Source organism: uncultured Flavonifractor sp., from assembly GCF_944385615.1.
Lineage (GTDB): Bacteria > Bacillota > Clostridia > Oscillospirales > Oscillospiraceae > Flavonifractor.
The window spans coordinates 1-24,158 of record NZ_CALWXV010000040.1 but is presented as its reverse complement, the minus strand read 5'-3'; the positions used below and the strand labels follow the sequence as shown (position 1 = coordinate 24,158).

General features: G+C 55.8%; 22 protein-coding genes and 1 pseudogene. 11 read left to right on the top strand and 12 right to left on the bottom strand.

Going from position 1 to position 24,158, the window contains the following annotated elements:
- Positions 1-382: 382 nt before the first annotated feature.
- From Q0J75_RS10220 to Q0J75_RS10190, 6 genes are all read right to left on the bottom strand, one after another.
- On the bottom strand, positions 383-760 hold the full coding sequence (locus Q0J75_RS10220) for a hypothetical protein (protein WP_297200612.1): 378 nt from the start codon (positions 758-760) through the stop codon (positions 383-385).
- A 30-nt stretch (positions 761-790) separates the two neighbouring features.
- Positions 791-2,296, bottom strand: a complete 1,506-nt coding sequence (locus Q0J75_RS10215; RefSeq protein ID WP_297200609.1) for a recombinase family protein — start codon at positions 2,294-2,296, stop codon at positions 791-793.
- 14 nt (positions 2,297-2,310) lie between these two features.
- On the bottom strand, positions 2,311-2,451 hold the full coding sequence (locus Q0J75_RS10210; protein ID WP_297200606.1) for a hypothetical protein: 141 nt from the start codon (positions 2,449-2,451) through the stop codon (positions 2,311-2,313).
- A 60-nt stretch (positions 2,452-2,511) separates the two neighbouring features.
- Positions 2,512-3,141 carry a hypothetical protein gene (locus Q0J75_RS10205; protein WP_297200603.1) on the bottom strand — a complete coding sequence of 210 codons (630 nt, stop codon included), beginning with the start codon at positions 3,139-3,141 and terminating at the stop codon, positions 2,512-2,514.
- A gap of 207 nt (positions 3,142-3,348) precedes the next feature.
- A complete protein-coding gene (locus Q0J75_RS13225) occupies positions 3,349-6,084 on the bottom strand; it encodes an FAD-dependent oxidoreductase (RefSeq protein WP_363315734.1) in 2,736 nt (911 codons plus the stop codon).
- A complete protein-coding gene (locus tag Q0J75_RS10190) occupies positions 6,081-8,216 on the bottom strand; it encodes an FAD-dependent oxidoreductase (RefSeq protein ID WP_297200600.1) in 2,136 nt (711 codons plus the stop codon). Before Q0J75_RS10190 ends, Q0J75_RS13225 begins: the two co-directional genes overlap by 4 nt.
- A gap of 195 nt (positions 8,217-8,411) precedes the next feature.
- On the opposite strand from Q0J75_RS10190, the gene Q0J75_RS10185 reads away from it, so the two are divergent.
- The 4 genes from Q0J75_RS10185 (at position 8,412) to Q0J75_RS10170 (ending at position 13,905) form a co-directional block, all read left to right on the top strand.
- A complete protein-coding gene (locus Q0J75_RS10185; protein ID WP_297200597.1) occupies positions 8,412-9,035 on the top strand; it encodes a TetR/AcrR family transcriptional regulator in 624 nt (207 codons plus the stop codon).
- A 142-nt stretch (positions 9,036-9,177) separates the two neighbouring features.
- Positions 9,178-10,908: a helix-turn-helix domain-containing protein gene (locus tag Q0J75_RS10180; RefSeq protein WP_297200595.1), complete on the top strand. Its 1,731-nt coding sequence runs from the start codon at positions 9,178-9,180 to the stop codon at positions 10,906-10,908.
- A 15-nt stretch (positions 10,909-10,923) separates the two neighbouring features.
- Complete coding sequence (locus Q0J75_RS10175) at positions 10,924-12,816, top strand: glycoside-pentoside-hexuronide (GPH):cation symporter (protein ID WP_297200593.1); 1,893 nt, start codon at positions 10,924-10,926, stop codon at positions 12,814-12,816.
- A 144-nt stretch (positions 12,817-12,960) separates the two neighbouring features.
- The gene (locus tag Q0J75_RS10170) at positions 12,961-13,905 is read left to right on the top strand and encodes an ROK family glucokinase (protein ID WP_297200590.1); all 945 of its coding nucleotides are present in this window, start codon (positions 12,961-12,963) and stop codon (positions 13,903-13,905) included.
- Between the two features lie 41 nt (positions 13,906-13,946).
- Here the strand turns inward: Q0J75_RS10170 and Q0J75_RS10165 are convergent, their stop codons facing one another.
- Positions 13,947-14,228 carry a hypothetical protein gene (locus Q0J75_RS10165; protein WP_297200587.1) on the bottom strand — a complete coding sequence of 94 codons (282 nt, stop codon included), beginning with the start codon at positions 14,226-14,228 and terminating at the stop codon, positions 13,947-13,949.
- Between the two features lie 154 nt (positions 14,229-14,382).
- Positions 14,383-15,870: a recombinase family protein gene (locus Q0J75_RS10160; protein WP_297200584.1), complete on the bottom strand. Its 1,488-nt coding sequence runs from the start codon at positions 15,868-15,870 to the stop codon at positions 14,383-14,385.
- A gap of 256 nt (positions 15,871-16,126) precedes the next feature.
- Between Q0J75_RS10160 and Q0J75_RS10155 the strand changes: the two genes are divergently transcribed.
- Positions 16,127-16,300: a hypothetical protein gene (locus tag Q0J75_RS10155; RefSeq protein ID WP_297200579.1), complete on the top strand. Its 174-nt coding sequence runs from the start codon at positions 16,127-16,129 to the stop codon at positions 16,298-16,300.
- Positions 16,300-16,911 (top strand): N-acetyltransferase, encoded by a 612-nt coding sequence (locus Q0J75_RS10150; protein WP_297200577.1) that lies wholly within the window; start codon positions 16,300-16,302, stop codon positions 16,909-16,911. The genes Q0J75_RS10155 and Q0J75_RS10150 overlap by 1 nt, the downstream gene beginning before the upstream one ends.
- A gap of 55 nt (positions 16,912-16,966) precedes the next feature.
- Here the strand turns inward: Q0J75_RS10150 and Q0J75_RS10145 are convergent, their stop codons facing one another.
- From Q0J75_RS10145 to Q0J75_RS10130, 4 genes are all read right to left on the bottom strand, one after another.
- On the bottom strand, positions 16,967-17,545 hold the full coding sequence (locus Q0J75_RS10145) for a Uma2 family endonuclease (RefSeq protein WP_297200572.1): 579 nt from the start codon (positions 17,543-17,545) through the stop codon (positions 16,967-16,969).
- 300 nt (positions 17,546-17,845) lie between these two features.
- The gene (locus Q0J75_RS10140; protein ID WP_297200569.1) at positions 17,846-19,315 is read right to left on the bottom strand and encodes a DUF4041 domain-containing protein; all 1,470 of its coding nucleotides are present in this window, start codon (positions 19,313-19,315) and stop codon (positions 17,846-17,848) included.
- Positions 19,316-19,388: 73 nt separating this feature from the next.
- Positions 19,389-21,092: a BRCT domain-containing protein gene (locus Q0J75_RS10135; RefSeq protein WP_297200566.1), complete on the bottom strand. Its 1,704-nt coding sequence runs from the start codon at positions 21,090-21,092 to the stop codon at positions 19,389-19,391.
- Positions 21,093-21,308: 216 nt separating this feature from the next.
- Positions 21,309-21,644, bottom strand: a complete 336-nt coding sequence (locus Q0J75_RS10130; RefSeq protein WP_297200563.1) for a helix-turn-helix domain-containing protein — start codon at positions 21,642-21,644, stop codon at positions 21,309-21,311.
- Positions 21,645-21,822: 178 nt separating this feature from the next.
- On the opposite strand from Q0J75_RS10130, the gene Q0J75_RS10125 reads away from it, so the two are divergent.
- The 5 genes and pseudogenes from Q0J75_RS10125 to Q0J75_RS10105 form a co-directional block, all read left to right on the top strand.
- A complete protein-coding gene (locus Q0J75_RS10125) occupies positions 21,823-22,221 on the top strand; it encodes a helix-turn-helix domain-containing protein (protein ID WP_297200559.1) in 399 nt (132 codons plus the stop codon).
- 423 nt (positions 22,222-22,644) lie between these two features.
- Positions 22,645-22,854, top strand: a complete 210-nt coding sequence (locus Q0J75_RS10120; RefSeq protein WP_297200556.1) for a helix-turn-helix domain-containing protein — start codon at positions 22,645-22,647, stop codon at positions 22,852-22,854.
- Positions 22,855-22,893: 39 nt separating this feature from the next.
- The gene (locus Q0J75_RS10115) at positions 22,894-23,343 is read left to right on the top strand and encodes a helix-turn-helix domain-containing protein (RefSeq protein ID WP_297200553.1); all 450 of its coding nucleotides are present in this window, start codon (positions 22,894-22,896) and stop codon (positions 23,341-23,343) included.
- Between the two features lie 45 nt (positions 23,344-23,388).
- Complete coding sequence (locus Q0J75_RS10110) at positions 23,389-23,820, top strand: hypothetical protein (RefSeq protein ID WP_297200550.1); 432 nt, start codon at positions 23,389-23,391, stop codon at positions 23,818-23,820.
- Between the two features lie 138 nt (positions 23,821-23,958).
- A pseudogene (locus Q0J75_RS10105) lies at positions 23,959-24,158 on the top strand (hypothetical protein); the annotation flags it as partial.

Here is a 24,158-nt window from a genome sequence, read left to right as displayed (position 1 = left end):
TCCAACTGGGTGAAGCTTAAATTTGCTGCCATGAATCTCAAAAAACTGGCCTGTTGGTTGTGGAAGGAGAAGCTTGCATTTACCCTTATCCTTCTTTGGCAGCTATACACGAGAAACCCGGCTTATGCTTGACGCATATGCCGGGTTTCTCGACAGACTGTAATACAAGAAGTGGCCGCCTTTTGGCGGCCACTTCTTGTATTTAAATGTGCCTCGCAGAGTTCGCGCCCGCAGGCGCGAATCAGGTGTAATCTGGTTTTCCCCGGCGACATGTGCGTCGGGGAAAACACTTCTCAGCCCGCAAGCGTACACGCTTTTGCGTGTGCGACGCGGCGGGCTGCAATTCTTTCCCCGAAGCGGCTTTGCCGCTTTGGGGATGGTTTTAAGAGCAGCAGCCCTTGGGCTGGGGATGGCAGTCAGGGCCGGGAGCGGGGGCGCTGGGGGGGAAGAACTCGCCCACGGGGAACTTCACATGGCGGAAGATCTCACAGGGGTCCTCCTCGCAGTTGGAGCCGCAGGCGCACTCCTTCTCGGGCACGCAGTAGTCATACACCGGCATGAGCAGCTGGGCGTCCCGCTCCAGACGGATGATGGAGAACTGGCCCAGGGTGACATAGATCCGGCGGCTCTCGCTGCCGCAGCACAGCTCGCTGTTGAAGCAGCCGCAGATGCAGGGGGGCACGTCGGACAGCTCGCAGTCGCAGGGGCGGCACTCGCACACGTCCACCAGCTTCATGTTGAGCACGATGGGGTCCACCACCTCCACCACCCGCACCAAATAGGCAGGTGGTCAATCAGTACCGAAATCATCTAGCTTTTTGATGAAAATCCGTACCGTTCCATCCTGATTGACACTGATATGGTCAATTACTTTTCTAAGGTCAAGATTGGTCACTGTTTCCAGATGCAGAAAACGTTCAATCTCCTGTACATACTGCCCCAAGAAACGATCCGTGTCCTGCCGGATTGCCAGCAGGTGCTCGTATTGCTTTTGATCGGCATCCAGTTGTTGCAGTTCCCCGGCAATTACGGCAAATTTCTGTTTTAATTCTGCCATGGATATCAGGTCATTGGCATAGAGCTCCTGGTATTTTTCCTTTCTTGCCAGGAGCTCTTTTCTCCGGCGGCCAATGCGGGCAGGTTCATCCTGCCCCTGTTGTCGGGAAACGTTGTACTCCAGTTTGGCCAAAATGTCTGAGATAAAATGGTCCTTGTCCTGAATCAAAGAAGAAAAGTAGCGGCGCAGCGCATCCAGCAGTTCCTCCTCTTCCAGCTTGACCGTATTGCCGCACCGCTGGGCGGTGTACTGGTCGTTGGTGGTACACTTCCAGTATACGCGGGTGTTGACATAGGTATAGTGTTTGCGGCAGAAAGACCGGCCGCAGTGCTCGCACTTGATGAGGGTGCTGAACAGGTGTTTGGTGCTGAATCTGGCGCCCTGGGCGGGCGGGCTGCTGTCGTACCGGGTCCTGCGCTCCGCCAGCTGGGCCTGGGCTTGGGCAAATTGCTCTGGGGAGACAATGGCCCAGTCCGGCCGGTCATGGTGGAAATGCTCTTTGCCTGGAAGTGGGACCTGTCTGCCGGTCAGATAGTCCTCAATTTCATACTTGTGATTCACATAGTGGCCGCAGTAGATGGGATTGGTGAGCACACGGCGGACCGCTCTTGGGTTCCAGTCGCAGAGATACTTGGTCTTGCAGTTTGCTTCGTTCAGTCTCAAGCTGATGGCGCGGCATCCCAGTCCCTCCAGATAGAGCCGGAAAATCTCCCGCACGGTCCGGGCCTCCTGCTCATTGATAGACAGGGTAAAATTGTCCATGCGGTCGTATCCAAAAATGCGCTGGGGTACCCGGCCTTTCTGTGCGTTGATTTTCTTGCCGAACTTTACCCGCTTGGACAGGTTGGCGCTCTCTTCCTGGGCCATGGCCCCAAAGATGGTAAGTACAAATTCCGACTCTCCCAGGCTCTCCATATTGGCTGTGATGAACATGGTATTGATGCCCAGGGCCTTCAGCTCCCGGATGCTCTGCAAAAAATCCACCGTGTTGCGGGCAAAGCGTGAGATGTCCTTGACCACCACGGCCTGAAAAAGCCCCAGCCGGGCGTCTCCCATCAGGCGGCGGAACTCACCCCGCTTTTTCAGGCTTGTCCCGCTGATGCCTTCGTCGGCATAGAGCCGGACCAGATGATGCCCGTTTTTCTGGGCGTATTCGGTGAAAAATCGCTTTTGATTCTCCAGACTGTCCAGCTGTTCGTCTTTGTCGGTGGAGACCCGGCAATAGGCTGCGATGTTCATGGCAAACTGCGCTGTTAACGGGAAAATGGATGGGAAACCGCCGGATCTGCACACAATTTCTCCAGAATCATCTGCCGCAGCGCCCGCTCCACTGCCCTGGGGTCCCGGTTTGGATTGACAAAGGTGTAAACGGCCGCCGTACCATGTCTGCCCATAGACATACCTCCTGTTCTGTCCGTTCAGTATATGGGCGGCGACAGCGGAACATGCGGCGACTAGGAGTTTCTGCGCTGTTTCTCAATGCTTCGCTTGCGGAACACGATGCACAGCACAATGTACAGCACCACCATCAGAATGGTTGCTCCAAGGTAGAAATAGCGGTAAACCGGACGGGAAACACAGTATTCGCCCGCAGTCATTACCTTGTCAAAATCGCCCATCATGTCCACATAGTGATCTTCCACGTCCAGATAGATACAGTCCACCTGATCGATCTGCTCCTGTGTCAGCGGAACCCATTTGCCTACCGGCATCCGCCGCATGGGGGATTCCAGCAACTCCGTGGCGTCCCAGTTCACGCGAACCAGGACGTTCTCCTCATTTTCCAGTTCCAGTTCATAATAGTTCTCACCATCGATGGTATAGGGCGTATTACGCAGGCGGCCCACGGTGTAAAAGGTATCCATGGTCTCAAAATCCGCCGTAGAGAACGCCTGAGGGGTATCGGCTGTGGGCTCTGCGCCAATGTCTCCCGGTTCCAGGGCCAGACTTTCCATATAGGCCGGGTAGGCGACCCGGTCGGTGTACTGCTGAAACAGAAAAGTGCTGAGAAAATACAGGCCAAATGCCACCGGAAAGGCGATCAATATGGCTGGAAAGGCATACTTTGGTACTTTTACGATCATACAAACTCCTCCATTCTTATCCCGCTGCCAGGCAGCTTGAAATAGCATTATCATACCTTAGATTTCAACAGCTGTCCAGCAATTTACAAAATCCGGCGGTATCTGGCGGCAGCGGAAAGCGATAAAAATGCCTCCTCTTGCTCCAATCAAGGACTAAGAGGAGGCTGTGGTTGTGCTGTCAGAAAAGCCTGGTAAAATGCGGATTTCTTACAGTTCCGAGATGTAGTCTGCCACGCTCTCACCGGCCATGCGGCCGGTGTTTACGGCAAAGCCCATGGAATTGCCGGGCAGGGTGAAGTTGTAGCTGTCGCCATAAATGGTGTTGGCGTCCGAGCCTGCGCTGTACAGGCCCTCAATGGGCATGTGATTCTTGTCCAGCACCTCACAATATTTATTGATGCGCACGCCGCCCACGGTGCCGTAGGCCGCCAGATAATACTTGCCCACCAGATACTTGCCCTTGCCGGTGATGGGATGGAGGAATTTCTGGGGCTTGTGGTACTTGGTATCCACGCCGCACTCGCACATGGCGTTATATTCTTCAATGGTGTCCCGCAGCTTGTCCTCGTCAATGCCCAGCTTCTCGGCCAGCTCAGGGATAGTTTCCGCCTCGATATAGGCGGAATAGCCCTGCTCCACTGCCAGAGCGGCCTGGCTGTCAAAGGCCAGGAAGGCGTCGGCGGGATGGACGATGTCCACAATGTCGGGGCCATTGCGCTTATACTCTTTCAAAATGCCCTCATCCATGATACAGTAACCATAGTTCCCCGGCTGGAGGGCGATGGCGTTGCCGGTGTAGGTGGTATTGCCCATGTCGCCCTCGTTCATGAACCGGTCGCCCAGTTGGTTAATCATCAGGTTGGGCTGACGCAGAACGGCGTCCAGCAGGAACCAGTTCAGGTTGTCGGGGATCTGATAGATGGCCTCAATGTTGGCTCCAAACTTGGCGGCCCCCACATCCCACATCATCTTCAGACCGTCGCCGGTGATGCCGGGGATCTGGAAGGGGAAGAAGTCCTCGCCCAGATTCAGGCCGAACTCCTGCTTCAGCATCTCCTTGTTGTTGCCAAAGCCGCCGGTGGCCACAATGACCGCCTTGCTCCGGACCTCCATACCGTTGCCGTCCTTGTCCACGGCCACCACGCCGCACACCTTGCCGTTTTCATAGATCAGGGAAGTGGCGGGGGTCTCCAGCAGGATCTCACAGCCCAGCTCCTTGGCCCGCCGGGTCAGGGTACGGGCCATGGGGGCGGCGGCCCGGGGGCCGATGACGCCGTTCTCCGGCTTGACAATGTGCCAGGTGGCCTCAGACTCCTTGAAGTAGCGGAAGGCCCCGGCAAACTCCACCCCCATGTCCTCCAGCCACTGGATGGTGTCGGCGGACTTGTGGAAGTAGGTCTGCACCAGATCCTCGTCCACATGGTAGTGGGTGTATTCCATGTGCATGTGGAGGGCGTCCTCCACGCTCAGGTCGTTGAACTGGGCCCGCTGGATGCGGGTGTCGATGCCCATGGGACCCATGCCCATATTGGCGGCGCCGCCGGTGGTGCTGGACTTTTCCAGCAGGATGGACTTCAGCCCCCGCTCGCCCAGGGTGACGGCGGCGGCCAGACCGGCGGGGCCGCCGGCTACGATGACAACATCGGTGGTCAAGGTTTTCATAATCTTCACCTGCTCCTTTTGGATGGTTGTTTCGGTGGGCTGGGCCTGGGGGACAGGCTGCGCCATGGGAATGGGAGACGCATAGACCCGCTTACGTCTGGTGGTACGGGGGACGGACCGGGTCCCGCCGGTTTCCTCTGCCAGCCGGGCCCCCTTGATGCGGACGGGATGGGCGGGCAGCTTGGGCGGACGGCCGGAGCACCGCTTTACCGCCCCGTGGGGGCAGAGGTCCAGGCACTTGCCGCAGCGGGTACAATCAAAGCTGTCGATGACCGACACATAGCCCTGGCGGGTGTCGATGCAGTGGGCGGGACAGACCTGAGCGCAAGCGCCCTCTCCCCGGCAGAGGGCGGGGTCTATGTAGAACTGGGTAAGTCCCAGGCACACCCCGGCGGGACAGGCCTTGGATTTGACGTGGGCGTCCACCTCGTCCCCAAATCCATCCAGCAAAGAGAGCACCGGCAGGCCCGCCAGCTCGCCCAGAGTGCAGTTGCAGCTGGTGGTCATAGCCTGGCCGATCTCCCGGGCCAGCTCCAGGCCCTGGGCCTTGGCCCGGCCGCTCTCCACCTCGTCCAGGATGCGGGAGAGCTGATACAGCCCCTCCCGGCAGAAGGTACACTTGCCGCAGCTCTTATTCCGCAGACGGGCAATCTCCTCATCCGCCTGATGGACGGCACAGTGCCCGCCGGTCAGCCGGTGGAACACGCCGCTCTTCAGCTTCAGGTCTCCCAGCGTCAGCTCTGACAGGGCGGCAGCGGGGTAAAAGCGGTGGTCTGTCAGCACCCCTTTTTCCACCGCTCCCACCACCTGGGACACGGGGGTATCGTGGGGATATTCCTGGGGCAGGCCGTCGTCCATCGCCACCAGACAGCCGGGCTGACGGCCCATCAGCCGCTCGGCCAGACCGGCCAGCTCGTCCAGGGTACACAGCCGGTCGGCGGCGTGGGCCCGCTTGTCCACCATATCCCCGGCGGTGATGGTCAAAGGCAGCCCCAACTGGCCCGCATTGGCCTGGAGCTCCTGCTCGTTGACCGGGCAGCCGGTCACCAGCTCCGCCCCGGCGGCTCCGGTGAGCCGGGTCAGGATGGACAGACCTGCCACCACCCCCGCCGGATTCCCGTGCAGCAGGACGGATTTCATGCCGTCGGTGTCGGAATTGTACAGAGCGCCCACGATTGTTCCACGGACCGGGGCCTGGGGGCCGAACAGGGCCTCCAGCGCAGCAGTATCCATTTCTTGCAGCTTGACCAGGGCGTCGGTATTGTTTTGCAGCATACTCATCGTGACACCTCCTCAAGGGGCGCCTGGGCGGCATGGCCGTCGTAGTCGCTCCACAGGCGGGCAGGGGTGATCTGGAAACGGAGATCGCACTGGAGACAGCGGCCCGCCTCGCCGCACACCGCGCTGTCACACAGGCCATGGCTGATGGGGGTAAAGCTGTCGGCCCGTCCCTCCGCCGCCACAAACGCTTCCTCCGCCCGGCTGAGAGAAGCAAAGTCCTCCACCCGGCCAATGTTGGCCTCCGGGGTTTCCGGCGGTACCAGCACCTCGGAGATGTCGCCGTCGCCTCCCAGCCAGCGGTCCACCACAGAGGCGGCCTGCCGGCCGGACTCCACCGCCTGAATGACGGTTTTTGTGCCATAGATCGCGTCGCCGCAGGCGAAAATTCCCGCCACACTGGTGCGGAAGTCCCCATCCTGAGCGGCGATGCAGTTGCCTCTGCCCCGCTCCAGTCCGGAGTCGGCGGCCAGATCGGTGCGCTGGCCTACGGCAAAAATCACCGTGTCGGCGGCAATTTCATGCTCGGACTGTTCTTCCTTTTCGATGACCGCCCGGCGGTTTTCGTCAAAATAAAAATTCTTGACGTTGCAGAACCGGACGCCGGTGACGGCGTCGGAGCCGCAGATGGCCTCAAAGGTCTGGCCGGGATGGACAAAAATGCCCTCCTCACCGGCCTGACAGATCTCCTCCTCGTCGGCCAGCATGGCCTCGCGCTGTTCCAGACAGGCCACATGGACCTCCTGGGCCCCCAGACGGCGGGCGGTGCGGGCGCAGTCAAAGGCCACGTTGCCGCCGCCCAGCACCACCACCCGCTTGCCGATGCCGGTATCCAGACCCATGGCGGCATTGCGCAGGAAATCGGTGTTCAGCAGCACCTGGGGCAGATCGCTGCCCTCCATGGGCAGGCGCACCCCCTGGTGGGTGCCTACGGCCATCACGACCGCGTCGTAGCACTTCAGCAGCTCCACAGGATGCTCCACCCGGCAGCCGGTCTCCACCGTCACGCCGAAGGCGGTCAGATACCCCGCCTCCTTGTCCACCACGTCCCGGGGCAGACGGTAGGAGGGAATGCCGTACTGCATTTGCCCGCCCAGCTTGGGCATGGCCTCTTTCAGGGTGACGGCGTGGCCCTGCTTGGCCAGATAGAAGGCGGCGGTCATACCCGCCGGGCCGCCGCCCACCACGCACACCGTTTTCCCGGTGGCGGGCAGGCGCTTGCTGTTGGCCATCCACAGCTGGTTATTGCTGTGTTCGGCGGCATAGCGTTTGATGTTGCGGATGGAAACCGGGTCGTTGACCTCCCCGCGGCGGCACTTGCTCTCACAGCTGTGGGCGCATACCCGGCCCAGGCACTCAGGGAAGGGCAGCTTTTCATGGATGACAGCGGTGGCCTTGTCCCACTGGCCCTCTTTGGCGTAGCGCACATAGCGGGGCACGTCGGTGTGGGCGGGGCAGGTGGCCTGGCAGGGGATGAGGGTGTCCCGCTTTTCCACCGGGGTGTAATTCATCAGGTCCCGGATGGTGCCGGTGGGGCACACCTCGGCGCAGGCCCCGCAAAAACGACAGCCGGCGTCGCTCAGAAGCTTGTTGTGGAGGGTGCCCACATAGGGCTCCAGCCCCTCCTTGTTGTAGCGGAGTACCCCCACTCCCCGCAAATCCTGGCAGGCCCGCACGCAGCGGCCGCAGAGGACACAGCGGTTCATGTCGTGTACCAGCAGGGGGTTGCGCTCATTCTGGGAAAACCCTTTGATCCGGGTGCGCATCCGGGTGGCCGATACCCCCATGTACTGGATGAGGGTTTGCAGCTCGCACTGGCCGTACTTGGGGCAGGTGGAGCAGTCCTCCGGGTGGGCGGCCAGCAGCAGCTCCATGGCCAGGTTGCGCAGGGGGGCGATGCGGTCGCTGTTGGTGGTGATCTTCATGCCCTCCCGGGCTTCCAGCTTGCAGGACGGATGGACCCCCTCCATGCCCTCCACCTCCACAATGCACAGCCGGCAGGAACCCAGCTCGGGCAGATCGGGGTGGTGGCAGAGGTGGGGAATGTAGATGCCGTTTTCCAGGGCGGCTTCCAGCAGATTGGCCCCCTGGGGAACTTGCAGCTTATTCCCATCGATCTCGATGGTGACGCTCATATTCCCTCTCCTTTCACAGAAACATAGGACAGCTTGATGATATTTTCGTGAGAAACGCCAAAGAACTTCCCCTGTATTGTAACAGCCCCCACAGGGAGCGGCCAGCATCAAGATGGCGGCATCTGGCGCTTATCCAACAAAAGAGGGGCGGTTTGTCGGTTATTTTCAAATTTCTACAAAGGAGTGAAGGTTGCCTTGTCCAAGACGGATCTTCGGGTGGTCAAGACCCTGCGGCAGATCGACCAGGCCCTGCTGGAGAACCTGCGCCAGCGGCCCTTTCCCAAAATCACGGTGGACCAGCTCTGTCAGAGCGCCCTGATCAACCGCTCTACATTTTATAAATACTATCAGGATAAATTTGACCTGATGGACCGCTATCTGGGCCGGGTGATGGAGGAGTTCCGGGGCCAGATGGACGTGGCCTTTGTCACCGCCTCTCCCCAGCGGGTGTATGACCAGATTTATCAGCGGAATTTTCAGCAGGCTCTGGAATTTCTGCTCCGAAACCGGGAGACATATATGCTGCTGTGGAATACGCCGCTGGAACGGCCGGTCTTTATTGAGATGGTGGAGATCATCCACAATAATATTATGGAGCGGCTGGCGGCCGAGCGGGGGGAGATGACCGGGGAGTACCGGCGGTACGCCGATCTCTACGCCCGCCTGTTTGCCTCTGACATGATGACCCTGGTGCGATGGTGGTTTGAAGACCCGGAGCGTTTGTCCGTTCAGGAGGTATGTACCCTCATGGCCCGCAATATGCGGGACGGAATGTTCAAAACCTTCCGGGCCGGCCAGAGCGGTACGCCCCAGCCCTGAAATGGGAATATGTGAGATTCCTTCCCTGTTGTTCGTCTGAGAAGGGTATGCTATAATCAAATGGTCGAAAAAGTGACAAACTGATAAAAGCGCAGGGGCTGATATCATGCTCCTGTGATCGTTTGACCGGAGGCATAGGAGCATGGCGCACCAGAAAAAGACACCATCCAAAATCAACACGGCACTCCTGCATGGGGTGGATGAGGCGCTGCACTTTCATCAGGAGCTGGAGCTGCTTTATCTCATGGAGGGAGAGCTGAGCGTAACACAGGACGGGCGTACGTTTGTGATGCAAAAGGATGATGTTCTGGTCATCAACTGCAACAATGCCCATGCGCTGAAGGGAAACGGGGAGCTGTCCCTTCTTCAGATCCACATTTGCAGCACGCTGCTCCATGAGATTTCGCCGGAAGGGCTGCTGTTTTATTGCGACTCCGCCGCGGATACCTACCATCCCTATGGCGAGGTGCGCCGCGTGATGCGCCAGCTGCTGCTGAGCTATGTGGGTCCCCGGAAAAAAACACCTGCGCTGCGCTACAGCTATATCTATGCCCTGCTGGATCTCTTGGTGGAGCAATTCCAGCGTCCCTTGTCCCAGACCAAGGCGGTTCGGCCGTCCAGAGACGAAGAACGGCTTCAGGCCATTGTCAGCTATGTCAGCCAGAACTTCCGGGAGCAGATCAGTCTGGGCAAGCTGGCGGAACAGATGTATTTGTCCACCTCGTCCCTCTCGCGGCTCTTCAAGCGGAGTATGGGCTGCTATTTCGCGGATTTTGTCAACCGTGTGCGGCTCAACCACGCGGTACAGGAGTTGGTGGGCAGCGAGAAAACCGTGACCCGCGTTGCCGCCGACTGCGGCTTTACCAATCTGGCCGCCTTCAACAAGCAGTTCCAAAGCGTCTACCATACGATGGCAAAAAATGTACTGGGTATCTCCTTTGGACGCAAGATGAGCAACACGGAGGTCATGGTCAAGCACGCCTTGCTGCAATGTGAGGCGGCGGGGTGTACCGTGCGCTTCCTGCGGGCCGACGAGATGAACATCAAGATCTGTACCGGGTGTATCTCCTGTGTGGTGGGCCTGACCACCGGCCACGGCAAGGGCGGCTGTCCCATCCAGGACGATCTGCCCATTGTGGAAGAGGCGCTGATGGAATCCGACGCCGTCATCATCGGCTCTCCCGTCTATGAATTTACCCCCACCGGTAACTTCAAGGTGTGGTGTGACCGGCTGGGTCCCTCTCACGACGTCTCCTTCCGCAAGACCGCCTATGAGGCGGGCCTGGCCGCGGGCAAGGACAAAAGCCAGCTGCCCGATGAGCGCAGCTTCAAAAAGCGGGTGGGCGCGCTCATCACCGTAGGCGGCGCCATGACGGAAAACTGGCTCTCTCTGGCTCTGCCCAGTATGTACGCCATGTGCGTTTCTTCCGGCATCGACGTCATTGACGCTTACAAGTACTATGGAGCCATGGCCTGTGAGCACGTGCTGGGCAACGAGCCCGTCATGCAGCGCATGACCGCTCTGGGCCAGCACATTCTGGACGCCCTCAACGCGGAGGACGAGGCCACCCGTACCAAGTGGAGAGGGGACAAGGATGGTGTGTGTCCCGTCTGCCACAACGAGCTGTTGGAGATCACCCACCGGGGCACCGAGGTAGAGTGCCCGGTGTGCGGTATTTCCGGCAACCTGGCAGTGGAGAACGGCCAGATCGCCGTCCGTTTCCCGGAGGAGCAGATCGCCCGCTCCCGTCTGTATTATGCGGGTAAGCTGGAGCACTCCACCGAGATCAAGACCTGTGCGGTGGGTCCCGGTCAGATCCCCAACCTGAAGCAGCTCAAAGAGAAGTACCTGCACGTGGGAGAAAGGCAGTAAGGGGGAAAACAAGCCATGCAAGAGATCCGTATGGCCATAATCGGCCACGGCTTTATGGGCCATGAAGACGAAAAAATGCTGCTGAATTTTCCCGGCATCCGGCTGATGGGCTTTTCCGATATCGACCCCAAACAGCTGGAGGATGTGGCGCCCGGGCTCAAGCGGTACCAGAGCAACGAGGAGCTGCTGGCCGACCCGGAGGTGGATGTGGTCATCATCGCCGCCAACAACAATCAGCACCATAAGCTGGTGTGCCAGGCCGCCCGGGCGGGTAAGGATATTATCTGTGAAAAGCCGGTGGCCATGACGGTGGCCGAGCTGGATGATATGATCCGGGTGGTGGAGGAATGCGGCGTTCGGTTCACCGTCCACCAGCAGCGCCGGTTCGATCCGGATTTCCGCACCGCCAAGGCAGTCTATGACAGCGGCACGCTGGGCGATGTGTACATGATTAAAACCGGTCTGTACGGCTTCAATGGAAATATGCACGACTGGCATGTCTACATCAAGGAAGGCGGCGGAATGCTCTTCGACTGGGGCGTGCATTTGCTGGACCAGATGCTGTGGATGATGCCCGGCGTCAAGATCAAACAAGTCTTTGCCGACCTGCGCAACGTCATCAACTTTGAGGTGGACGACTATCTGACCATTTTCTATACCGATATCGTGGGTATCGCGCCTGTAGTCGTCTCCGCCATTATGATGGGCGCCCGGATCTGGGACGCCGTCAACGATCCCATGATGGGTGCCATCGCGGAACGGACCCGCAGCCGCCTGGGCCGCTTCCGTCCCTGGATCGCCTTTGGCTGTCCGTTCCTGGCGATTTTCTCCGTTCTGACCTTTACAAACCCCTTCGGCGGCAATACCACCGCCGGTGTGGCCTGGGCGGCGGTGATTTACATTATTGCCGGTATGCTCTACACCCTGGTGAATATCCCCTACGGCGCTCTGGCGGCGGTTATGACAGAGGATACCGACCAGCGCAACAAGATCACCACCTCCCGTAACATCGGCATGAACCTGGGCATGGTCATCGTCAACAGCTGCTCTGCCGGGCTGATGCTCAAATTCTCCGAGGCCGGTTCCGAAGTGGCTACCGCCAGCGGCTATACCACCACCGCCATTATCTACGCTGTGATCTCCATCCCCCTGTTCCTGCTGGTGTTTGCCACTGCCAAGGAAGTGGTCAAGCCCCACGGTGAGATCCGCAAATTTTCCTTCAAGGAGACCGTGGGCAACCTGGTCAAAAACCGCTACCTTATGGTCATTACCCTGGTCATGGTGCTGCAGATGACCGCTTTTATGGGCCGTATCGCCGTTACCTCCTTCTATGTCATCTACTGCCTGGGCTCCTTCACCATGATTTCCCTCATTATGACCATCCCCTCCATCGGCGCCATTATCGGCTCCTTCTTCGCGCCCGCGCTGGCCAAGAAGATCGGCACCCGCAACGCCTTGATGAGCACCATGATCCTTCAGGCCATCGGTCTGATCGTCATGTACCTGGCTCCCTTTGATAATCTGACCATGGTTCTGGTGGGCGACTGGATTTTCGGTATCTTCAACGTAGGCTTTGCCTACTCGTTGTCCATGGTGGCCGACTCTGTGGACTACATGGAGTGGAAAACCGGCGTCCGCACCGACGGTACCGCTTATGCTACCTACGGCCTGGCCACCAAGTTCGGCAACGCCTTCGGCGGTTCCATCGGCGTACTGCTGCTGGCCGGTTTCGGCTATGTGGCCAACGCCGAGCAGACCCCCCAGGCGCTGGCCGGTATCAATACCGTAGTCAACCTGATTCCCGCCATTCTCTTTATTCTGTCTGCCCTGGCCTGCCTGCTGTGGAACAAGAGCGACAAGGATATGGAAGCCCTGCGGGAAGAGGTCAAAAACCGTCATAGCAAATAAACAGAGATCAAAGCCATTCCAATAGAAAATCATTTCACTTCCCTCACTCAAATGCCTCTGGCCGGACAGCCGGAGGCATTTGAGGTAGAGGGATAAATTTCTTTGTGACATGAGGGGCTTGCCCGCTCAGGAAAGGAGAAGGCCATGAAAGAATACGCGTTTGGAGTTGATTTGGGAGGGACCACGGTTAAGCTGGGGCTGTTTGATGGTTCCGGCAGTCTGCTGGAGAAATGGGAGATCCCGACCCGCAGTGAAAACCACGGCGAAAACCTGCTGCCCGACATTGCCCTGGCGCTGCTGGGCAAGATGGCGGAAAAGCGTATCGTACCCGATGAAGTGGCGGGGGTAGGCATGGGAGTGCCGGGGGCGGTGCTCCACGACAGCTATGTCAAGCCCTGCGTCAATCTGGATCAGTGGGGCGGCTTTGACGTGGCGGAAAAGCTCAGTGCCTTGTGTAAGCTGCCGGTCAAGATCCTCAATGACGCCAATGCCGCGGCACTGGGCGAGATGAGCCAGGGAGGAGGCAAGGGCTGTCAGAATGTGGTGTTTGTCACCCTGGGTACCGGTGTGGGCGGCGGCGTGATTGTGGAGGGCAACCTGCTGCCCGGAGTCCATGGCGCCGGTGGGGAGATCGGCCATATCAAGGTCAAAGACGGTGAGGGCCGCCGCTGCGGCTGCGGCAAGAGCGGCTGTCTGGAGCAGTATGCCTCGGCCACCGGCCTGCTGCGCAGCGCCCATGAACTGTTGGAAAATCCCAATGTCTCCACCAAACTGCGCCAATATGATTCCCTGAGCTGTAAAGATATCTTTGACTGTGCCAAGGAGGGGGACTCCACTGCCCTTGCCCTGGTAGAGGAGATGTGCCGGCTGCTGGGTAAGGCCCTGGCTGCTGTGTCCTGTGTCTGCGACCCGGAAATCATTGTGGTTGGGGGCGGCGTGGCCTCTGCCGGGGAGATTCTGCTCAACGGCATTGAAAAGGCCTTCCGCCAGTATGCTTTCCCGGCGGCGGAGGATACCCGTTTTGCTCTGGCCTCTTTGGGCAATGACGCCGGTATCTTCGGCGGTGTGCGGATGATCCTTGGCGCCTGAGTAGTGCTAGTTGCATATATGGATGGAGTTGGCCGGCCTATCTAATTGTGGGCGGTGACCTCCACCACAGCGGTAGGCAGGTTGGTCTGGCGGATATGCTGTTCATCCAGACCATCCAGGGTGACCTGGGAGGAGAAGATTTTGGCCGAGCCCTCGCTGCCGAACAGGATTACCCGCTTGTCAAAGACGCACAAGCCGCTGATCTCCACCGGACGGGCCGCCCCCACAAAGGCGTCGGCGGTGACCCGGTAGAAGTAGCGCACATCCACGGTGTAGAAACCACGGTTGAAGCCCACCGGCTCTACATCAATGTACACATACAAAAGTTCGGCCTTGCCGGCCTTGATACTGGCAGCCCGCTCAATGGCCGCCTGAGAGCTCTGGGTGGGGTAGAAGCGCAGATCTTCGATACAGTCCTTATCGGAAGATATAGCGTTTTATATACCGCTGAATCCACTGCGCCCCAAGGGTTTGGGATCAGCAGGGGTTCAGGTCGATGGTGAGGGAAAAGTCGTTGGGTCTGGTTTTCTTGGGTTTTCGATACCACACGGTGGAGAGGACCCCCTTCAACAGGGCGTTACGCCCGGCGGGGTCGGAGGCGTCATAGGCTTCCAGAACGCCCCGGATTTTTTCGGCCAGGGCTGCCGGGTCGGCCAGTCTGGCGTGCTCGATGGCCTGCCGGGTCTCCCGCTGGCGGCGCTCCAGCCCGGCGATCTTCTCCTTCACCGCGGCCATCCGCTCCCGGAAGGTGGGCAGGTCGTACTCCTCCAGCTCCAGCAGCTCGTACAGGCGGCTCTTCTGCCGCTGGGCGGCGGCCAGCTCCTTCTGGATGGCCTCCAGGGTGGTGTCCAGCACCGAGGTGTCCCGGTCCGTGACGCCCTGCTGTTGCTCCACCTCCAGCCGGGCCAGCGTTTCCTCCAGATAGGACAGCACCCGCTTCTCCACCAGCTCAAACTTGGTGCTGGCGCAGCAGCCCGGCCTGGTACATAACAGGTAGGGCTGTCCCTTCATCACCAGCCGCTGCATCCGCTGGCCGCAGTTGGCGCACCGCACCAGCCCAGCCAGGGGGCTGCGCACCGTGCCGTCCTGCTTGGAGGGGATATACCGCCCGGCAAACATGGCCTGTACCTTGTCGTAGGTCTCCTGGGAGATGATGGCCGGGTGCATCCCGTCCACGATGGTCCACTTTTCCCGTGGGTTGTAGATGGTGATGTGCTTGGGGTTGCCCTTGGCCCCCTTGCGGATGTGGGTCTTCTGGTCCCACACGATCTTGCCCGCAAAGGTGGGGTTGCGCAGGATGTGGGCCACGCTGTTGCGGGTAAACTCCGCCGAGCGGTGGGGCCTGGCCCCCAGGGCGTTGACGTGCCGGGCGATGGAGACGCAGCCGTAGCCCTGGAGGTACAGGTCGTACATCATCCGCACAAACTTGGCCTCGGGCTCGTAGATCTCCAGGGTGGGCTTCCGGTCCACCGTGACCTTCCGGTAGCCATAGGGGGCGTTGGCCACATAGCAGCCGTCCTGAATGGTCTGGCGTAACCCCCGGCGCAGCCGCTTGTTGATGATCTTGTACTCCCGGCGGCTCATGAAGGTTTTGAACTCCGCCATCTCGTCGTCCAGGTCGTCGGACAGATCATAGGTCTTTTCCGGGGTGACGATGAGGGTGCCCGAGTCCCGGAAGGCATCCAGGATGATGCCCTGGTCCTTCATGCGCCCGCGGGAGAGCCGGTCCAGGTCCATTACCAGCACCGCGTCATAGCGGCCCTCCTCCACGTCCTCCAGCAGCCGGAGCATCTCCGGCCGGGCGTACAGGCTCTCGCCGCTGACCACCTCATAGTAGGTCTCGATGATGTGGATATCATGGGCGGCGGCAAAGTCGGCCAGGGCCTTGCGGTGCTTGGCCAGCACCTCCTCGGTGTCCATGCCCTCCTCCATGCGGGATTTGCGGAGATATTGGGCGGCGTCCATATAAGTTACCTGCCTTTCCAAGCATCTATTGCTACATTTGCTGCTATTTAAAAACGTTTGGAATTGGGTGTATCAAAATGTACAACTTCAGAGAGTGTCGCTCCATTAGTAGGGGACAGTGTCGAAAGCAATCATTGTAAAAGTGTGATTAAAAAAGTCAACAATAAGCAAATAAAAACTTCGTAGAATTTCCCAGTGTTTTTTTGGCTATTCTGCTGCTATAATAAGGATGTAGCATAGTAAAGGAGGTGCGGTTATGGCTACAAAAAGCATCCTGAAAGATGTTCGCTTCCGGGACAAGTCGCTATGCCGCGGTTTTGCTACAGCATTGGAGCACGCAAAGGAGAAAAAGAGCAAAGAGGTGCGGTTGTCCAGAACGTGCCAAACGATCCAAAAGAATAAGATCAAAGATTTCTTTGGAGATAAATAATGGCAGGTTATTCGATACTGTCCCTCAGCGACATCATAGCAGAAAAGGGAGAGGATTTCTGTCGGGAGATCCTCTCCTCGTTTTCGTGTCCGCTGAATGTGGATGTTGAGCGATTTCTGACGAAGCGCTCCGCAATTGATTTTGCGCTACAGGGCGTTTCTCAAACGTTTCTGGTGTATGCATCCTACCGGAAAGAGAATGTCCTTTGCGGGTATTTTACCATTGCGAATAAGTATATCGTGGTCAATAAACACTCTGTTTCTGGCACCTTGGGTAGGCGGCTCAGAAAGTTTGCCATGCCAAGTGCGGCCAAGAATGACTTGGTAATTATGGCTCCCCTGATCGCTCAACTGGGGAAGAATTACAGCAACGATTATAATAAATTGATTACTGGCGATGAACTGTTGAAAATGGCTGAGGATCAAGTTCGGCTTGCACAAAGAATCATCGGTGGTAAGGTGGTATATTTGGAGTGTGAAGACGTTGATCGACTAAAGTCGTTCTATGGTGCAAATGGATATGTGGAATTTGGAAAACGTAGGCTGGACAAAGATGAACGCACGGAAATGTGCGGTACTCACCTGATTCAGTTGCTGAAATACTTACATTGAAATCCTCGGCTTGAGCCGGGGATTTTTTATTGTCAAAAATGCAAAATTACATAGTCTACCTACCTGCCTGAGGGAACACCTTGGCCAGCTCCACGAAGCAGCCTTCCAGCACATGGACCTTGGCGATATCCTGGGGGGTGTACAGCTCGGCCATGCGGTAGCGGCCGCCGGAGAGCAGGCTCACCTGGACGGTGCGTTCCTCCGGGCTGACGATCCAGTATTCCGTCACCCCCGCCCGCTCATACAGGTTGTACTTGGTCAGCCGGTCATGCCGCTGGGTGGAGGGGGAGAGGATCTCAATGATGAGATCGGGCGCGCCCTTGCAGCCCATGTCGTCCAGCTTGCCGGGGTCGCACACCACGGACAGGTCGGGCTCCACCAGGGTGTCCACGTCCTCCGGCCGGTCGCCCGCCTTCTCAAAGAGCCGGACGACAAAGGGGGCAGGGTAGACCCTGCACTTCTTTCCGTCCAGGTAGTTGCCCAGCTGCCGGGTGAGCTCCGCCGCGATCTCCTGATGGACCCGGGAGGGGGGCGCCATCATTACCGGGGCGCCGTCGATCAGCTCGGTGTGGGCCTGGTCGTCCCAGGTCAGGGCGTCGGCCAGGGTGTAACGGTGTTCTTGGGGAAGCGGCATAATAGGCTCCTTTCGTGGACGGATTAGGAGGGGGGATGACAGACCTTGCAGGCAACATAGCCGTGGGCCTGGGCGTCCGCCGCATCAATGAACTGATTTCTCCATCTATCAGTATTACGGTTTTGAATGTCTCAACTTTCTTTTGTAAGTCTAAAGCCCTTAGAACTGGCGCTCCCCTTATGATGGGGGACCTGTTCCAAGGGCTTGATGGCACAACGGAGAGATGACAAAAGTCATTTCGTTGTACTCTTATAATATGCCCTCGGAACTTTAATGTCAACCACAGGTTCCGAGTTTTATTTAAGGTGCCATTTTTGAAGTGTTTTGTGTTTCTGCTTCATCTATCCTCAAGGTTTCACGGTACTCAGTTGCATCTGGAATATCAATAAATTTGACTGTAGCGTTGTGGTTGACAAGTACGACTTTTTTAATTTCTTCCAAATCAACTTTAAAAAATTCTTTGCGGGAATTGACTTTATTTACTTGTTTGGATTGGAAATGGTGGTGCAGTAATGTTTCCAGTGCAGGTGCGTCTTCAGAGAAAATAAGAGCATGAACATCAAATGGAAATGGTACAGATGCGCTACTCAATTCATTTATGCGGTCCATCGGCTCTAATCTTCTAGTCATACCGATTTTATATACATTTTCACCAAAGGAGCCAATATTAGAAATAATATATACAAAACCAGCACGAGTATTTTGTTCACGTTCAAGGATATGTTCTTTATCAATAGAAAGCGCTTTTAATTTTTCCTCGAGGTCACGGATTTTGTCTATATATAGCTGTTTTTCGACATCATCTTTGGCCTTTTGCATATAGCCCATGAGTTTCTTTACTTCGTTATTGAATTGAGCTTCTTCCTTCTCTAATTTTTGCTTTTCACGCTCAATTTCACGACGGACCTTTTCTTCTTCAAGCATCTGTTCCCGGATGGCCTTTTTTTGCTCTTTTTCTTCATTCACTTTAAGCATATAGGCATAGACCAAGCTTAACTCATCTAATTTCAAAGAGAAATATCCCTGAGATAATTGTACGCCATCCACTAAAAATATCTTATTTAAAGCATCATAGGAGCGTTGAAGTTTCATTCGTACACTATCAATATTATTGGCAGTTACACCCTCGATCAGTGAGGCTGCTTCCGAATTAAAACACCTTAAAATCTGTTTTTTCTGGCTTTCAACAACACGTTTTAATGTGCTGTCATTTGTAACTATGAGGGCGTTTCCAGACTTGATTAACTCAGTCTCACGATTCTTTAAAAGTGCTAACTCGTTTTTTATTTCAATAGATTTTAAACCTGAATAAGCATCAATAGAAACCATCGCACACATAGTTTCCTGGCCCAATATTTCTAGTTCGTGTTGGAGATGGGCTTTTTCATGAGAAAGATCGTCAAGCTCTTGTTTGGCCTTTTTTAAACTTTCATCAAAACTTTGGGTTTTTTGGGTGTAATAATCAAGAGCCTCTTTACATTTGGATTCATACAGCTTGTTACCTTCTGCTTGTTTTTGCTGGATGTATAGATCTGCCTCGGTATGTGCTTTTTCGATGACCTGATCGCCCTCAGTTAATTTCTTATTGTAGTAGTTATTGGCCTCTTGACGCTTTATTTCGTACAGCTTGTCACCTTCAATTTTCTGTTGCTGCACATATGCGTCTGCTTCATCCCTTGCATTTTTGATATCGTTGCCGACCTGATTTTTCTTTTTTTCCAACAACCAAAGTACAAAAAAGACGATTGCCAAGATTAAAAAAATAAACATTAAATCTCTTCCTCTCACAGTGCACTTTAGGAAACGGTTTGTCTGTAAAAATCACATGATGGTACAATTTACACTATTCCTTCAATAGTGCGGCGGCTAAACGTTCCTTTTCTTCTGCGGAATAGCCGCTGGACATGGCGATGCGGTACTGCTCCTCTGCCTTGAAGTCCGTAGCGGTGAGCAGACCGTTCTCCGCAAAGGGCGAGCGGGGATAAATCCGGCTCTCCTGGGACGAAGCAAGCTCGTCCATATAATACGCTTCCAGATAAGCAAGGGAGTCCATGCGGACATATGCCACACGATAGGGTGAAAACAGTTCGTCCCGGAGCAGAATACCGTCGTGACTGAGCCACTGGAGCAGAAAATCTTTCGTTCGTGGCCCCGGCTGTTTCCCTTTGCCGTCCTCCTGGGCCCGGCGAAAGAGTGGGCCGTAGTGTGGATGCTCCAACACAAGATCAGACAAACGGCGGAATTTGCATTTCTTCAGATAGGAAGATTCAAGTAGAGAAAAATCAAAGAGATTAAGCTCAGGTAGCCCGTCCAGATACTCAGACCGTACAACGGCACGGGTAGCAGCACGGTGGTATTCACATACTTCAATCACTAGATTATCCAGCGTGCGCCGTGTAGGAGCCGGTAACGCATGGATGGCAGATAACAATTCTTGATACCGCTCCATGGAAAAATCAGAGCCCATTTTCCCATAAAAAACAACCCCGTCCTCTAATTTCTTGCGGTATGTACAATGGATCGAATAGTTGCGTTCCGGGATCAGACAACGCCCAGCATCCGAACAGTCCCGGTATCTGGAGCAACAGCCAAATGCGTCCGAATCATTCACAGAAGCCTGCGGAGGCTCTGGTTGAACAGAGACGCTCTTTACTGCATCCCAAAAGTCTGTTTCGTTTGCGATGATGACCCTGGCACCCTGTTTACATAGATTGACCGCCTGTTCTACCTTGCGGCCATAGCAGGCATAGGCCCAACATGGGTTACCGGCATTGCCCACAACCAGATAATCTGTCTTGGCCGACACTGAGTTGCGGACAATGCCGCCCAACCGTTCCACAAGTTCGGAGAGCTCCGCCCGCTTGCCCCCATAAAATTCTCCCGTAAAACAGAAAACCTTGCCCTGAAAGAGGATTTCTGGGCTGACTGCACAAACTCCTTCCAGGCTATACTGCTTCCGCAACCGGGCAAATTCCTTTTCAGATAGATTGTAGGAGGAGGTAAAGTCGATCACCTCGCCAAACAGCGCCATCAAGGTCTCCCGCTCTTGTTGTGTAATCTTGTTGTCCTCCAGAACTACGTGGAGCAAGCTGTTAATCTCATCAAAGGGATAGGTTCCAGATAGAAAGCTGTTGGCATCCATCCAGGATTTCAAGGTGAGAATTTCCTGGTCGCTCAATGCTCCGTCTGCTATCAGACCGTGGAGCAGGCCGGAGAGAAACTGGATGGAAGAGGTAATGACATCGTAATAGGTGCTGCTGTCCACAAAATTATTGCATAGCCATAAAATATCCTTGGCCTCGTCTTCTGTCACCACGCCGTCCTCCATAGCATGCTCTATAACCGGCAAGATTTCGGAGAAAGGGTGGCAGTCCCGCAGCTCGGCATGGATCTCACACCAGTGGACCAGTTCCGTTACCTCATCAGTGCTAACCTTTAAGTCAGAATTGATTCCTGCCACAAGCCCCCGCAAGGTGTTGACAGCCTTGTGTAATTCAGCGGGTTTTGTGAAATGGCGGTAATTCTCTGTTATATCTTTTGTTGGCATACGATCCATCTCCCTTATGCGACCAGCTTGGACACAATTTAAAAAATTTTTGCTTGGGTGTATAAAAACGTACCACAAATAGGCCATGGCAACCTATTAGTGGAAACCGTTTTTGAAAGGTGGAGTTACTTATGACCCCAAATGAGCTTCGTCTGTTGAGCGTGATTCGGGAAAGCAAAGACCCGGCGGCTGTACTGGCCGTTGCCATAAAAGCGGTCACAGCTTGTCTGCGGCAGCCTGAACCATGCGGATCACCATCTCCTGCTGATCCGGTGTCAGCTGCCGGAACAAAGTCATAAGCGTCCGCTCCCCATCAGAGAGCCCATCGTCTTGTGCGGTGGGTTCCTTTTTTTCTCCCAGAAGTTCGCTGGTGGTGACGCCCAAATACTCGGCTAGCATTTGAACTTTGGCAACAGATGGGATGCTACCACGGCTTTCAATATGATTTAGTAAATTCTTACCTGCTCCACTTTCTTCACAGGCAATGGTGGGTTTGACACCTTTTTTCTTACAAAACTCTTTGACATTTTGCACAAATATTTGTACATCCAAAAGGCATCACTCCTATTATAAAAAGAAATACAAAAAATCATATAATGGGGATTTTATATTGACAATCATAAATTGGGGATTTATGATTGTACCAGAGGTTGACGGAAAGTCAAAACGATATTTAGGGATAAGAATATCAGACGTATGTCAACATATGACCTTTTTTCGAGGTGATCGTATGTCAACCACAGTAGACCGGCTCTTTCAGCTGCTCGATGAAAGGGGTATGGAACAGAAAGAGCTTGCAATGAGAATTGGTACCTCAGACAAAACGGTGAGTGCGTGGAGAACCGGACGGAGTAAGTCGTATACAAAGTTTCTTCCCACCCTCGCAGACATATTGAATACCAGTGTGGAATTTCTGGCCAATGGGAACCCGGAAGATACTCCGGTCGATGAGAACGTGGAGCCGGAAATAGAAACCCTGGATGGTGGGAAGACGAAAGCGCTTCATGACCAGATCATCCTGTTGCTTGAACAGGAAAATTGCACGGTGCAGCAGGCAAGAGATATTTTGCGCTGGTGTGAAAGGACGATCGGGAAAACCATCGTGGCGTGTTCTAAACTGCAAAAATAGGGAACATCTGCTGGTAGTGCCACCGGTTACTCCGAAGGAAAAACACGCGGGATTAACCAGAGAAAGAAGGCGTGTCAGATGTTAGAGCCACATTCACAAAAGCTATGGGAGGATAAGCGGTTAACACGGCTGCGTACAATGCTGGCTATCAATTTCACCGATGTGGAAAAAGTGCCTGGATGTCAATTCCATTTTGAGACAACAACTCTCGACAAGCGCGCAGCAATCGATTGCAGGACTTTTGTACGTCGAATGCGACGGCGTGGTCGGGGTCAGAAAGCGGGATTGAGTCTAAAACTTCCAGATTGGTATCACGAAGATCGGACCGAAGACAGCTTTCCAAAAACCAAAAGAATCCACTTCTAGTTCAATCATACCATATCGAACGGTCTGGAACAAGGTCAAAGTAAAGGGGGGAGAGAGTTGAAGATCCGAGAACTGATGGAGCTGCGGGGCATCCAGGGGGTCCAGGTGGCGGCGGCTCTGAACGTGTCCAACAAAGCGGTATCCAAGTGGGCCAACGGACAGGCTAACCCCAGCGCGGACAAGCTGCCCGCCCTGGCCGACCTGTTGGGCTGTACCATCGACGCCCTCTATGGCCGGGACAGGCCGGAGCAGCGGGACGCCAGCTGATCCCTATATCCAGTTTACCCCAATGAGGAGGAGATAACCATGCCGGAGGAATGCCGGAATATTTATAAAAACTGCCGCAAGGCCGCGGGTTTTACCCAGGAGGCGGCAGCCGAGCGGTTGGGCATCAGCGTGGAGTCCATCCGGGCCTATGAGAGCGGCCAGCGGGTCCCGCCCGATGATGTAGTGGATCTCATGTCCATCCTGTACAATTCCCTGTATTTGATTGCGTGGCATTCACGGGCAAAGAGCGCCATGTACAGCCGGGTAGTGCCGGAGATCCAGCCCCGGTCTGTGCTGGAGGCCAGCGCCCGGCTGACCAACCGGATCTTCCACTTTGCCGACACCCACGCTGACCGGCGGCTCATGCGCATTGCCGAGGATAACGTCATCGATGCCGACGAGCGGCCCGAGTTTGATGACATTCTGGAGGATTTGCAGGAGATCGTGGAGGCTGCCCTGGAGCTGCGGTGTGCCAGAGAATCCTCATAGGACAATCCGGCCGGCGCATAGGGAACAGACAGGAGGTGTGTACATATGGAGCGGCGGGAAGCGGCAAAGCTGGCGATGGCGATGGATCTGAGTAAGCCCACCCAGCGGCGGATTGTGGATCTGGTGGACACAAAGCCAGAGACGTATGTTCTGGTCGAGCCGCTGGAGGATCTGGTGGTGACCCACTGGGAAGAGGATGAGCAGTTCGGCAAAATGAAGATGCACACCGTCTTTACCCGGCGCAAGGGTCTGCACTGGCTGCGCTCGGTCTATAAGTACCCGGACGGTGAAGAAGATAAGGTGCCCTGGACCCTGGTGGTGGAGTCCATGACCGCCGCGGCGGGGCCCAAGTACGGGTGCTTTATCGGGATGGAAAAATACCGTGACGTGGTGGTTACTGAGGAGGAGCGGAAGGCCAACCGGGAGAACATCAACCGGATCGTCAACCAGGTCATGGTGAGAATGGGAATCTGGTAGGGAGGTGCGCCCCATGAGAGGGCAAAAAAAGAGCCCCCCTGTCTGTGGAGGCAGACAGAGAGGCCAAGATGGTTTCGTGCATGAAAACCGTAATTATCATACCACAGACAGCGGGATTTTACAAGGGGGTGAAGGGGCTTGACCGAGTATCATTTCAACGTGGAGCTGGCCCAGCGCCACGGCGTAAACGGGGCCATCTTCCTCCATGCCATGGCCTTCTGGATAGCCAAGAATCAGGCCAACGGACGGCACCTCCATAAAGGCCGCACCTGGACCTACAACAGCCTGGAGGCCCTGACCAAGCTGTTTCCCTTCTGGACCCGCCGCCAGCTGGAGCG

Coding starts and splice junctions, on each gene's coding strand:
- Q0J75_RS10215 (WP_297200609.1), bottom strand. CDS start 2,296: ATGAACATCGCAGCCTATTGCCGGGTCTCCACCGACAAAGACGAACAG.
- Q0J75_RS10210 (WP_297200606.1), bottom strand. CDS start 2,451: ATGGGCAGACATGGTACGGCGGCCGTTTACACCTTTGTCAATCCAAAC.
- Q0J75_RS10205 (WP_297200603.1), bottom strand. CDS start 3,141: ATGATCGTAAAAGTACCAAAGTATGCCTTTCCAGCCATATTGATCGCC.
- Q0J75_RS13225 (WP_363315734.1), bottom strand. CDS start 6,084: ATGAGTATGCTGCAAAACAATACCGACGCCCTGGTCAAGCTGCAAGAA.
- Q0J75_RS10190 (WP_297200600.1), bottom strand. CDS start 8,216: ATGAGCGTCACCATCGAGATCGATGGGAATAAGCTGCAAGTTCCCCAG.
- Q0J75_RS10180 (WP_297200595.1), top strand. CDS start 9,178: ATGGCGCACCAGAAAAAGACACCATCCAAAATCAACACGGCACTCCTG.
- Q0J75_RS10175 (WP_297200593.1), top strand. CDS start 10,924: ATGCAAGAGATCCGTATGGCCATAATCGGCCACGGCTTTATGGGCCAT.
- Q0J75_RS10170 (WP_297200590.1), top strand. CDS start 12,961: ATGAAAGAATACGCGTTTGGAGTTGATTTGGGAGGGACCACGGTTAAG.
- Q0J75_RS10160 (WP_297200584.1), bottom strand. CDS start 15,870: ATGGACGCCGCCCAATATCTCCGCAAATCCCGCATGGAGGAGGGCATG.
- Q0J75_RS10155 (WP_297200579.1), top strand. CDS start 16,127: ATGGCTACAAAAAGCATCCTGAAAGATGTTCGCTTCCGGGACAAGTCG.
- Q0J75_RS10150 (WP_297200577.1), top strand. CDS start 16,300: ATGGCAGGTTATTCGATACTGTCCCTCAGCGACATCATAGCAGAAAAG.
- Q0J75_RS10145 (WP_297200572.1), bottom strand. CDS start 17,545: ATGCCGCTTCCCCAAGAACACCGTTACACCCTGGCCGACGCCCTGACC.
- Q0J75_RS10140 (WP_297200569.1), bottom strand. CDS start 19,315: ATGTTTATTTTTTTAATCTTGGCAATCGTCTTTTTTGTACTTTGGTTG.
- Q0J75_RS10135 (WP_297200566.1), bottom strand. CDS start 21,092: ATGCCAACAAAAGATATAACAGAGAATTACCGCCATTTCACAAAACCC.
- Q0J75_RS10125 (WP_297200559.1), top strand. CDS start 21,823: ATGTCAACCACAGTAGACCGGCTCTTTCAGCTGCTCGATGAAAGGGGT.
- Q0J75_RS10115 (WP_297200553.1), top strand. CDS start 22,894: ATGCCGGAGGAATGCCGGAATATTTATAAAAACTGCCGCAAGGCCGCG.
- Q0J75_RS10110 (WP_297200550.1), top strand. CDS start 23,389: ATGGAGCGGCGGGAAGCGGCAAAGCTGGCGATGGCGATGGATCTGAGT.